The following is an 11,435-nucleotide window of genomic DNA, read 5'->3' as shown; positions in this document are numbered from 1 at the left end:
AAATTGCTACGCTTCCTACATTCAATCTTGACCTGCTCTGGAAATTCAAACTTGAAAACAACAGCCAAAGGGGGTATGATCTTATTCAGTATCCCTAAATAAGGAAGGCAACCCTGTTATTTCAACCCTTCGGCTATCATTTGCAGTTTTTGCATCGTCGCCAGATTTCGGGTTGTGGCTTGGGTGTCTAATTTTTTTTCGATAAAGTTGTTCGAGAATTTGGAGTTTCCGTAGCCTTTTCTACACAGAATGTAAACCGTTTTCCCGTTCAACTGAAATTCATCCGTTGTATCCGATAATGCGATCAGGGATTGTGCTAAATCGGGTTTTGGTTTTGTAGCTAATAACGTCACGTACACGTGCTCATCAGGCTTGAGTTTTAGTTTTGAATAAGGATTTTTTTCATTTAAGATTATCCATTCACTCAAACTACGCGCAATAACAGGGACAATATAGCCCAGGGAAACAGTTAATTGTTCCCCCACTTTTTTGCTTAATTTCTCGGACTCTTGTTTGGCACTCTCAAAGACTACATTTCCGCTTTGAATATACGTTTGTACATTCTTATAACCGTACGAAACAAAATAACTTTTCAAATCATTCATTTTGATCAGTTTTTGTCCCGATACATTGATACCACGAAGCAATGCGATATATGTTGACATAATGGCTTTTGCTTAGTTTTAGAATAAATTCCACGAAGCATTTTTTTCTGACGATGTTGCAGCATCACGAGAGCGGATCGTCTGAGCTAATGAAACCAACGTACTGCGTAATGCGTTGGAAATTTCTTTATGCGTATAAATTTCATCGGTAGATAGTTTTTGGCCTGCGGATGGCAATACTTTGGATGCTACGGGATCAATATCTGCCGTCATCACCCGTAGTGTTTCTATGATTGAAGCATAAGCGTACGTGGCATGCGGTGCGGCATTTATTACAGCGACCGGTTTGTACACCAATTCGCCACTTCCAACGACCCAATCCAATGCGTTTTTCATCGCTCCGGTTACACCGTGTGCATATTCTGGACTGGCAATAACTATCCCGTCATGGGATGCCAATTGATTTCGAAAATGAATAACTGAAGGAATTTCCAGTTCTTCACTATCCGGATTAAATAGCGGCAATTCGCCGAGTCCTTCAAAAAACTCTACCGACACATTTTCAGGTGCGAGTTTTATCATAGCCCGTAGTAAAGCGCTGTTATACGAATTTTTTCTAAGGCTCCCTGAAATGGCTAATATTTTTATCATATGCTTTTCCCGTCGCGCTCGTTGGCTACCACATCCATTGCCGTAGATAAAACGCGATCAAAGATTTTTCGCATCTGGCGTAATGATATGATAACAAAAACCGCAACACACCCTAAAATCAAAATTAAATTAATAACCGACCCAATATATAACGCGTTAGCACGTTTGACTTCATCGTCGGCGGCTCTGCGATTTTCTCGCACAAGCGCCGAAAGCGCAGAGGAATACTCATTGAATAAAACTTCCGAACGTGCACGAATTAATAGTTTCGCATCTTCGTTTTTGTTGAGTTTGGAAAGTTGAAGCATGTCAAGATGATGCTTCATATACTCAGACCACTTACTCAAGAAATCCTCATACAGTGTTTTTTCTACGGGCGTCGTAATCAGAGGCTCATACAGTTTCATCTCCGAGTTAATCAAATCGGCTATGCGTTGCATAGCCGATTCATACGTACGCATCTGTTCGTCCGAAGTAGACAAAATATGCTGTAGCTCCATAATCCGAAAATCGGAAGTGAGCGTGTTTAAGTTACCGACATGCATTACGCTGGGCAACCAATTTTCGCTAATCTGTTTAGATTTGTCATGAATACGGTGAATAAAAAAAATTACCGCCGTAAGCGCCGCAATCAATAACAATGAAAGTATCTGAAATAGCCGTTTAGGTGAACGCATGCCGATTCTCCGAAATATCAACATATTCATGTTCCATTTTACATAAAATACAAACTTTACATAAAAATCTCTACATGAATAATGATTGTTACATTCGTCAAAAAACATTGGATGAATGCCTTTTTTTTTCTATCTTGCGCCGCACGAATTGTGTTAAGTATGTTCTCAAAAATCTATTAAGTAACACTATGTCAGAAGATATCAAAGAAGAATGCGGTGTGTTTGGCATTTATGGTCATCCTGAAGCATCACGACTGACTTATTTTGGCTTGTATTCCCTCCAACATCGCGGACAAGAGTCCACCGGCATCGTATCGGCCGATGGTGAACGAACCTATCGCCATGTCGGTATGGGATTAGTCAGCGACGTATTCGCTGATGATAAAATTTTTGATCGTTTACCCGGTCATTCGGCCATCGGTCATAATCGGTATTCAACGACCGGTGGAAGTTTTATGCAAAACGTACAGCCTTTGACAGCTATTATCAGCACCGGGCCGATATCGGCCGCCCATAACGGAAACCTGACCAACTATCAAAGCCTTCGTCGCGAACTCCAAAATAACGGGGCCATCCTTCAAGGAAACAACGACACCGAAGTCATTCTTCATCTTGCTGCCCGTTCCGGTAAAGCCACTGTTGAAGAACAAATTATCGCCGCATTGCATCAGATTCGCGGTGCATATTCGCTACTTCTGATAACTAAAGACAAACTTATTGCTGCACGTGATCCGTGGGGTATTCGTCCGCTATGTATCGGTAAATTGGACCAAGCTACCGTAATAGCAAGTGAGTCCTGCGCGCTGGATATCATCGGCGCCGAATATGTGCGTGACGTAAAGCCGGGCGAATTTATCGTCGTGGACCGTGACCGTATGCAAACTCGAATGATTTTTGACCCGCTACCCACACCCGCGCATTGTATTTTTGAATTTGTATATTTTTCTCGCCCAGACAGTAAAATTTTTGGCGATAATGTGGACAAAGCACGTCGCAAACTCGGGAAACGCCTCGCTCTGGAACACAGTGTGGACGCGGATATCGTGATCAGTGTACCCGACTCCAGCAATACCGCAGCCGTAGGCTATTCGCGCCGAACGGGTTTGAAATTTGAACTCGGTCTTATCCGCAACCATTATGTAGGCCGTACCTTCATTCATCCCGTACAGTCTATGCGCGATCTGAAAGTGCGATTAAAGTTTAATGCGGTAGAAGGCGTTCTGCGTGATCGCCGTGTTGTCGTCATTGACGATTCGATCGTGCGCGGCACTACGCTCAAAGCTTTGGTTACGATGATACGTAAAGCCGGGGCCAAAGAAGTGCACATTCGTATCAGTTCCCCGCCCGTCACTTCACCATGTTATTATGGCATGGATTTCCCGACCAAAGAAGAATTAATCGCCAATACCATGAATAAAGATGCACTCTGCAAAAGTATCGGCGCCGATTCGTTGGAGTATCTTTCTCTTGACGGTATGTTGGAGTGTGTGCCCAACGGCCCACACAACTACTGCACAGCTTGCTTTAGCGGGAAATATCCCGTACCCATCGAACCCGATACACAAATCACCCAATGTGATTAACCGCAAGCCTTATATATTCGCAGTTGGCCTTTATGATTTTTCTCATGGTATTCTGCGCTTGACGACTGTAACCTTTCTTTGATTTACGTTTGACCTGATTACTTCAGATAGGCTCGTGTTTGCTTGTTTTGAGCGCCTATCTATATTCAATCAATCATTTCTAAATAATTAAATTCTCTCACCGAACTTCAAGCGAGACACGTATGAGCGAACATTCTTCTCAAGGCGTCAAAGGTTTACCCTCCAATGCCTACACGGAATTAAAGCCCGGCGAAACCTACACCCCCATTATGTCACCGCAGCAGGTGTATCCCGAAGTAAATTTCAGGTCTGTTTTTTGGGGACTGATCATGGCGATGTTGTTTTCTGCGGCCGCCGCATATTTAGGACTCAAAATCGGTCAGGTTTTTGAAGCCGCCATCCCTATCGCGATCATCGCCGTAGGACTTTCCGCCGCTTCGAAACGCAAAAATGCGCTGGGCGAAAATGTGATCATTCAATCCATCGGAGCCAATAGCGGCGCGGTGGTAGCAGGCGCCATATTTACAATACCAGCGCTTTACATTCTCAACCTCCAAGCTGACTTTTTCAAAGTATTCCTAGCATCGCTTTTCGGTGCTTTTCTAGGAACCCTATTCCTGATTCCATTCCGTAAATATTTCGTAGCCGACATGCACGGTAAGTTTCCCTTTCCGGAAGCAACGGCCACAACCGAAGTTCTTGTGGCCGGCGAAAAAGGCGGCAATCAAGCGAAAGTATTGGTATTATCAGGCATCATAGGCGGAATTTACGATTTTATCGTGGCTACTTTTGGTTGGTGGAGCGAAGTTTTTTCAACCCGCGCATTGCCATGGGGCATGGAATTAGCCGATAAAGCCAAGCTTGTTTTTAAAGTGAATATCGGCGCCGCCGTAACCGGCCTCGGTTTTATTATCGGTCTGCGTTATTCATTGATCATTGCTTGCGGTTCATTCGTCTCGTGGTATCTTCTGATTCCGACCGTATATTACATAGGCACAGGCCTTACGACACCGCTCGGCGTCAATGTAACCAAACTGATCGGCGCTATGACGGCGGAGGAAATTTTTAGAAATTACGTTCGTCATATCGGCATCGGTGGTATCGCAATGGCCGGCATCATTGGCATTATTCGTTCATCCGGTATCATCAAGTCAGCTTTCATCTTAGGATTCAAAGAAATCGGCGGTAACAAAGGCGACAACGCTAATGCCTTGCGCACCCAACGTGATCTGAGTATGAAAATCGTCGGCATCGGTGTTTTGGTTGTAGCCGTTATGATTTTCATATTTTTTCAAATGGGCGTTGTACAAAATCTGACCCACGCACTGATCGGACTCGCAGTGGTGCTCATTATATCATTTTTGTTTACGACCGTTGCGGCTAATGCGATCGCTATTGTCGGAACAAATCCCGTTTCCGGTATGACCTTAATGACGCTTATCATCGCGTCTGTAGTATTAGTTTCATCCGGTCTTACAGGTGAAGTCGGTATGCTCTCGGCACTGATCATCGGTGGCGTAGTCTGTACAGCTTTATCATGTGCTGGTTCTTTTATTACGGACCTCAAAATCGGATATTGGCTCGGTTCCTCTCCGTACAAACAAGAAACATGGAAATTTGCGGGTGCATTAGTAGCATCACTTACTGTAGGATGGGTGATCATGCTTCTCAATGAAACCTACGGGTTTACCGGGCCTGATGCATTAGTTGCACCACAAGCCAATGCCATGGCCGCCGTCATACAGCCGCTGATGACCGGTCAACCGGCACCGTGGATGCTGTATGTCGGAGGTGCATTTATGGCGATAGTACTGGCATGGTTAGGCGTACCGGCACTCGCTTTTGCCCTAGGGATGTATATTCCCTTAGAACTCAATACACCCTTGCTTTTCGGTGGTCTGATAGCTCACTGGGTTTCAACCCGTTCCACCGACGAAAAACTTAACAATGCGCGTCGCGAACGCGGCACGCTCATCGCTTCGGGCTTCATTGCCGGCGGCGCCCTCATGGGCGTAATCAGCGCGATCTTACGCTATGCGGGATATAACTGGTTTAATGCCGAATGGGCTGAATCGCACGGGGGTGAATTATTAGCCGGTTTGATGTTTGTTGGAATTCTGATCTATATGTATTGGGACTCGATGCGCGGAAAACCGGAAGAAGAATAGAGGCTATAAAAATATCATAAAAAGAAAAGCCCTCGTTGATGAGGGCTTTTCTTTTTTGTCGGAATGAGAGGATTTGAACCTCCGACCCCTCCCACCCCAAGGGAGTGCGCTATCCGGGCTGCGCCACATTCCGATCCATATTATTCAAACAACGGCGGCAATATATACTACCGATTACAAATTCTCAAGGTTTTTAATAGCTTTTTGTAAATTTTCTTCTGACGTAGCAAATGAGGCGCGGATATAACCTTCGCCCGAGATTCCAAAAGCACTTCCGGGTACAGCGGCGATATTGCATTTATCAAGTATATATTCGCATGCCGCGACAGAATTCATACCTAACTTTTTCACATTGATCCATGCGTAAAAAGCGCCTTCGGGTCTGAAACATGGCAAACCATGTTTAGTAAATCCCTGCACGACGATTTCGCGGCGTACAGCATAAGCTGACGCCATGACTTGAATAGCGGATTGATCACCGTTCAAGGCTTCCACACCCGCCCATTGACTCACCGACGAAGGACATGTTGCTGAAAGCTGTTGCAGTTTATTGATCTCCGATATGATTTGTTTATGGGCGGCCAAATACGCCAGTCGCCAACCCGTCATCGAGTATGCCTTGGAAAAACCATTGAGTATGATCGTACGATCGCGCATGCCCGGTAAACCGGCTGCAGGGACAAACATGTGATTATCGTATAGTATTTTTTCATAAATATCATCCGTCAGAAGCATCAGATTGCGTTCATTACATACAGAACAAATACTTTCGATTTCCCGTTTTGAAAGGACCTTACCGGTAGGATTAGACGGACTATTGATGATGATTAATTTAGTTTTAGGCGTCACCGCCGCTCGAAGGCGATCAATATCTATACAAAAATTATCCGATTCATACATAGGTACGCCGATATATTGGCCTCCGGCCATTGCTATAGAACCCTCGTAACCGACCCAACACGGTTCGATACATATCACTTCATCGCCCGGATTGATTATTGCCTGGATCACATACACCACAGCTTGTTTCCCGCCGGGAGTTACGATAATTTCAGTATTCGCATCATATGAAAGTGAGTAATCTCGTTGAAGTTTTTCGGCAATCGCCTTACGTAGAGGAAGTATCCCGCGGCTGTTGGTATACTTAGTATTACCCGCTTGTGCTGCACGATAGGCGGCCTCGCTAATATGCGCAGGTGTCGGGAAATCCGGTTCCCCGATAGTCAGATCTACGATATCAACGCCCGCATCTTTCAGCGTCTGTGCTTTTTCAGCAAGCCGAACGGTGGGTGAACCTTTCAGCGTTTGGCTCAAGGATGAAAACGGATACTGCATTATTTACGCTCCCTATGTTGCCATAATATCCATCGAACGGCTTCGGTAACTTCTTCGGCTATATGATCTGGTTTACACGCCGTTGATCCGGTGCTCATCGCATCGAGTGTCTTTTGTCCATGCCCTGTTTTTACCAGTACCGATCGTATGGCTTCACGATTGGCCAACTCAATATCCGACTTATAATCTCCAACCACAAACGAAGTGTTTAAATCAATATCAAACCTCATTAACGCCTGCCGAATCATGCCCGATGCCGGTTTGCGGCAATCGCATAGTTTAGTGTATTCGGGTATCGTGCCTTCCGGATGATGCGGGCAATAAAAAAAGGCATCCATGTGTGCCTTTTTTTGTTCTAATTGATCCGCCATAAAATCATGTAGACGATTTACATCTTGTTCGCTATAAAAACCACGCGCCACTCCGGCCTGATTGGTAATAACAAAAACCAAAAAACCCGCTTCATTGAGCAAATGCACGGCCTCTTGCGCACCAGATATCCACTCAAAATCTTCAGGACGATACAGGTAATTTTTTTCAACATTCAGAGTACCGTCACGATCAAAAAAAACGGCGGGTTTGGCCTGCATACCCATGCTAGTGATAACCGTTTCCGTTAGTCTGAATTTTCAGATCTTTGATTTTAAGCTGTATAGTCGTCCGACCTTGCCAGGTATTCTCATCAATCTGGTACACCAGATCCAGCGGATTATCACCTACGCCGATTTTGTTGTAATAGTGCCCTAGATTGAAGCCCACAGCGTCAAACACGGCACCATTTTGGCGAACTTTCATTCGGATATGACGCTCATTCATCAATTGAGGATAACCCACGATCTGCAAAGAACGTGAGATAAATATCGGTCTCATATTAGCCGGGCCATGCGGTTTAAAAAGATTAAGCAATGTCATCAGACGATTGTTGATTTCATCTAATGAAATTTCGGCATCAATATGGATTTTCGGGATCAGATCGTTGGGCGGAAGATGAATAGCAGCATATTCATTCAGTCTGCGGCGAAACTCTTCTATGTTATTGAGGTCTATGGTCAATCCGGCCGCATATTTGTGGCCTCCGTAACCGACCATGAGATCTTCGCACGACTTGAGCGCTTGAAACACATCAAAATTTTCTACGCTGCGCGCCGAACCTTTACCTTTATCGTCGGCTTCGGCGATAACCACGGCTGGACGATAATAACGTTCAACAAGTTTGCTGGCCACGATACCGATCACACCTTGATGCCATCCTTTTTTATAAACCACGATGACTTTGTCATTGACAAAATCAAACTCTTGATCGACGATTTCACAAGCTTCAAGAAACATTACCTCGTTGAGATCACGGCGATTGCGATTCTCAGATTCCAAAACACTGGCAAATTCGACGGCTTCGGATTCACTTTTAGTAACCAATAATTTTACAGCTCTATTAGCGTCACCCAATCGGCCTACGGCATTGATACGGGGCGCTAATGAAAAAACAATCTGTGCGGTTGAAATAGGTTTGCCGAACACATTGGCATTCTTGACCAGCTGGCGAATTCCGACTTTATTGGCATCGCTGACTAATTTGAGCCCGTTTTTTACTAAGGTGCGATTCTCTCCCGTAAGCGGTACGATGTCAGCAGCGCTGCCGATCGCCACCAGATCAAGATGTTGCATAAGCACATCTTCGTCTATTTTCAATGTCTGCGTGATCGCCTGTGCTAATTTGAATGCTACGCCCACGCCGCACAGTTCTTTGTACGGATAAGGGCACGATTCTTTTTTGGGGTTGAGAATAGCTAGCGCCGCAGGTAATTGATCGCCGGGATGATGATGGTCACAAATTATCACGTCAATCCCGTATTTATTGGCAAGATTGACCTGATCAATAGCGGTTATACCACAATCTACCGCAATAAGTAAGTCAATCCCCTGCTCTTGAGCATACTTGATGCCCGTCGGAGAAAGCCCATACCCTTCTTTGACGCGATCCGGAATGTAGTAGGAAATAAATCCGCGGTGAATTTCTTTGAAGAAGAGATACAACATGGAAGTACTGGTCGTACCGTCCACATCGTAATCGCCATAAATCATGATAGATTCACGGTTATTGATCGCGCGGGTTACACGATCAACCGCAATATCCATATTGTGCATAAGAAAAGGATCATTGAGCGGTGCGCTCTCTGCCCGGAAAAAATTTTTAGCCTCTTCAAACGTACGAATACCACGATTGAAAAGGATGCCGGCTATAAGCTCCGGTACGTTAATTTCTTCCGCTAATTTCTTTACACGCTCCTTGTCATGATGATTGCTCAGTACCCATTGTTGTTCCAACATAAGGGATTGTAATGGTTTGATTTATATTTAGTTTTTTAAACATCATAATTGAAAAAAATCCACTTTTGATTTCATTAGGGCCGAAAGATAATAAATAAACCCTTGATAAAATATAGTTTATCGCATTGTAAAATGCAAAATGTATTTTCAAGCCTTGCACGGCATTGATTTTTTTGGTATCGTACGCACAATCGAGGAAAAAACTATGTTCAAACATCGCGTTGCCCGCAATCGTTTTTTGTATATCATACTTTTAGGTCTGATCATAACGGGTTTTGGTTATTTGATGATCAACTATCAACTCAAAATGTATCAAATGGTTTTAATGGCGGCCGTGATCCTTATCCCCAATCGTTTGGCACGCTACTATTGGTTTGATTTTTTTGCAGGAAAACGCGAATTGCGTCGTAAACGTCCTGAACAAGCAACAATACGATTTCGGCAATTCCTGGAAACTCTGCGTGGCGCTCCTTGGATAAAGTGGTTGATGTTTTTTTCGTACGGTCTGTATTCTTTCAAAGTAGAAGCCGTTGCTCTAGTTTATCTCGGACATGCATGGCTTTATTTAAAAAAATATGATGATGCCGAAAAAGCGTTCCGCGATGCGCTCTTGGTGGATGACAAATACGTCATGGCTAAGCGAGGCCTCGCCGCTGTTTACATTTTACGCGGACAAAAAAATGAAGCGCAAAAATGGCTCGACTTGGCTTGCCGTTTTGGTCACCCTAAAATCTCCTTTGACAAATTCGAAGAACTTACGCGCAAGGAATACAACGCATGATGCGCGTTTGGAAGTTAGTTGTTGATTACGGTCGCATGATCAAGTTTTCTCATACGATTTTTGCGCTACCGTTTGCTTTAACATCGTTTGTCGTCAGCGGCCGCGAGTTTCCACTGACCTTGTCCAAATTTTTTTGGATCGTCATCGCCATGGCCGGTGCACGCAGTGCGGCGATGGGCTTCAATCGTATCGTGGACGCACGGTATGATGCAAAAAATCCACGTACGGTGAATCGAGAAATTCCTCGCGGTGTTATCACGCAAAAGCAAGCATGGATATTTGTGGTTATAGCATCAGCCGCGCTGGTTTTGGCATCCTATTTTCTCAACCCTCTATGTTTTATGTTATCACCCGTCGCTCTTTTTTTTGTTTTATTTTATTCCATTACCAAACGTTTTACGGCTTCAGCACATATTTTTTTAGGAATCGCGCTGGGAATCGCTCCCCTGGGAGCATGGATCGCTATGTCCGGCCAATGGGATTGGACGGCATTCATGCTTGGTTGCGCCGTATTAACTTGGGTTTCCGGATTTGATATAATCTATGCTTGCCAGGATTACGAATTTGATCGCTCTGAAGGTTTGTTTTCGATACCGGGCAAATTTGGAATTACCAATGCTCTGTGGATTTCGCGTTTCTTGCATGCGACAGCCGTTTTTTTTCTAACATACGTCGGTTTTCACTGGGAAATGGGCTGGATATATTTCGCAGGTGTGTGCATAATTACGGCTTTGCTGATATACGAACAATCGTTAGTACGTGCTCATGATTTATCCAAAGTAAATATCGCTTTCATGAATATGAATGGCTTCATCAGTATCACCTACTTTGTTTTTACGGCATTAGATATTTATCTATAGAAATTAACTCCGTTAATTTTACAATTTTATAATATGACTCAATTTATCCTGATCGGATTAGGCGGCGCACTGGGTGCAATGGCAAGGTATGGGCTTCAATACGTCATACAACAACGTTCCGGTTTGTTGTTTCCTTTGGGTACTTTGATTGTCAATCTCATCGGTTGTTTTTTTATAGGATTCATTATGGAGATCGCTGAAATACGTTCTGCATTTAATCCGCAAATCCGATTATTTATCACTGTAGGATTGCTCGGCGGTTTCACTACTTTTTCAGCGTTTGGATACGAAAGCATACTTATGATGCGTACGATGGAGTTTTATTTTTCTATATTTTATATTGCCGGAAGCATTGTGGGCGGGCTTGCACTTGTTCTCTTAGGCCAAACTCTGGCTAGACTTTTGTAATTTATTTACAACAAACCT

At 44.1% G+C, this 11,435-nt stretch carries 11 protein-coding genes and 1 tRNA gene; 5 read left to right on the top strand and 7 right to left on the bottom strand.

From position 1 onward, the window contains the following. Positions 1-116: 116 nt before the first annotated feature. From HUU58_11125 to HUU58_11115, 3 genes are read right to left on the bottom strand one after another with little or no spacing between them, the layout of a single operon-like run. A complete protein-coding gene (locus HUU58_11125; GenBank protein ID NUN46222.1) occupies positions 117-665 on the bottom strand; it encodes a DUF1697 domain-containing protein in 549 nt (182 codons plus the stop codon). Positions 666-683: 18 nt separating this feature from the next. After that, entirely contained in the window at positions 684-1,256 is a 573-nt protein-coding gene (locus tag HUU58_11120) for an NAD(P)H-dependent oxidoreductase (protein NUN46221.1), read from the bottom strand. Continuing rightward, on the bottom strand, positions 1,253-1,933 hold the full coding sequence (locus tag HUU58_11115) for an MCP four helix bundle domain-containing protein (protein NUN46220.1): 681 nt from the start codon (positions 1,931-1,933) through the stop codon (positions 1,253-1,255). Before HUU58_11115 ends, HUU58_11120 begins: the two co-directional genes overlap by 4 nt. A gap of 188 nt (positions 1,934-2,121) precedes the next feature. On the opposite strand from HUU58_11115, the gene HUU58_11110 reads away from it, so the two are divergent. Together HUU58_11110 and HUU58_11105 are read left to right on the top strand one after the other, a co-directional pair. Further along, the gene (locus HUU58_11110) at positions 2,122-3,516 is read left to right on the top strand and encodes an amidophosphoribosyltransferase (protein ID NUN46219.1); all 1,395 of its coding nucleotides are present in this window, start codon (positions 2,122-2,124) and stop codon (positions 3,514-3,516) included. Positions 3,517-3,719: 203 nt separating this feature from the next. After that, positions 3,720-5,705 (top strand): oligopeptide transporter, OPT family, encoded by a 1,986-nt coding sequence (locus tag HUU58_11105; GenBank protein ID NUN46218.1) that lies wholly within the window; start codon positions 3,720-3,722, stop codon positions 5,703-5,705. A gap of 58 nt (positions 5,706-5,763) precedes the next feature. Here HUU58_11105 and HUU58_11100 read toward each other — a convergent pair. From HUU58_11100 to recJ, 4 genes are all read right to left on the bottom strand, one after another. After that, positions 5,764-5,838, bottom strand: a tRNA-Pro gene (locus HUU58_11100). Positions 5,839-5,879: 41 nt separating this feature from the next. After that, a complete protein-coding gene (locus HUU58_11095; protein NUN46217.1) occupies positions 5,880-7,040 on the bottom strand; it encodes a pyridoxal phosphate-dependent aminotransferase in 1,161 nt (386 codons plus the stop codon). Next, positions 7,040-7,636, bottom strand: coding sequence for an HAD family hydrolase (locus tag HUU58_11090; GenBank protein NUN46216.1), 597 nt, complete (start codon positions 7,634-7,636; stop codon positions 7,040-7,042). Before HUU58_11090 ends, HUU58_11095 begins: the two co-directional genes overlap by 1 nt. 1 nt (position 7,637) lies before the next feature. Beyond that, positions 7,638-9,368: a single-stranded-DNA-specific exonuclease RecJ gene (gene recJ, locus HUU58_11085; GenBank protein ID NUN46215.1), complete on the bottom strand. Its 1,731-nt coding sequence runs from the start codon at positions 9,366-9,368 to the stop codon at positions 7,638-7,640. Positions 9,369-9,573: 205 nt separating this feature from the next. On the opposite strand from recJ, the gene HUU58_11080 reads away from it, so the two are divergent. From HUU58_11080 to crcB, 3 genes are read left to right on the top strand one after another with little or no spacing between them, the layout of a single operon-like run. Beyond that, entirely contained in the window at positions 9,574-10,149 is a 576-nt protein-coding gene (locus HUU58_11080) for a tetratricopeptide repeat protein (protein ID NUN46214.1), read from the top strand. Beyond that, positions 10,146-11,009: a UbiA family prenyltransferase gene (locus tag HUU58_11075; GenBank protein ID NUN46213.1), complete on the top strand. Its 864-nt coding sequence runs from the start codon at positions 10,146-10,148 to the stop codon at positions 11,007-11,009. The genes HUU58_11080 and HUU58_11075 overlap by 4 nt, the downstream gene beginning before the upstream one ends. Positions 11,010-11,042: 33 nt before the next feature. Beyond that, positions 11,043-11,417, top strand: a complete 375-nt coding sequence (crcB, locus tag HUU58_11070; protein NUN46212.1) for a fluoride efflux transporter CrcB — start codon at positions 11,043-11,045, stop codon at positions 11,415-11,417. Positions 11,418-11,435 lie beyond the last annotated feature (18 nt).

The sequence above is a fragment of the bacterium genome (genome assembly GCA_013360215.1).
GTDB lineage: Bacteria > CLD3 > CLD3 > SB21 > SB21 > JABWCP01.
This window is presented reverse-complemented; position numbering and strand designations above follow the sequence as displayed.

Excerpts from the sequence above, each read along its gene's own strand:
- HUU58_11080 (NUN46214.1), top strand. The coding sequence starts at position 9,574 with ATGTTCAAACATCGCGTTGCCCGCAATCGTTTTTTGTATATCATACTT.
- HUU58_11075 (NUN46213.1), top strand. The coding sequence starts at position 10,146 with ATGATGCGCGTTTGGAAGTTAGTTGTTGATTACGGTCGCATGATCAAG.
- HUU58_11095 (NUN46217.1), bottom strand. The coding sequence starts at position 7,040 with ATGCAGTATCCGTTTTCATCCTTGAGCCAAACGCTGAAAGGTTCACCC.
- HUU58_11110 (NUN46219.1), top strand. The coding sequence starts at position 2,122 with ATGTCAGAAGATATCAAAGAAGAATGCGGTGTGTTTGGCATTTATGGT.
- HUU58_11090 (NUN46216.1), bottom strand. The coding sequence starts at position 7,636 with ATGGGTATGCAGGCCAAACCCGCCGTTTTTTTTGATCGTGACGGTACT.
- HUU58_11125 (NUN46222.1), bottom strand. The coding sequence starts at position 665 with ATGTCAACATATATCGCATTGCTTCGTGGTATCAATGTATCGGGACAA.
- HUU58_11120 (NUN46221.1), bottom strand. The coding sequence starts at position 1,256 with ATGATAAAAATATTAGCCATTTCAGGGAGCCTTAGAAAAAATTCGTAT.
- crcB (NUN46212.1), top strand. The coding sequence starts at position 11,043 with ATGACTCAATTTATCCTGATCGGATTAGGCGGCGCACTGGGTGCAATG.
- recJ (NUN46215.1), bottom strand. The coding sequence starts at position 9,368 with ATGTTGGAACAACAATGGGTACTGAGCAATCATCATGACAAGGAGCGT.
- HUU58_11115 (NUN46220.1), bottom strand. The coding sequence starts at position 1,933 with ATGCGTTCACCTAAACGGCTATTTCAGATACTTTCATTGTTATTGATT.
- HUU58_11105 (NUN46218.1), top strand. The coding sequence starts at position 3,720 with ATGAGCGAACATTCTTCTCAAGGCGTCAAAGGTTTACCCTCCAATGCC.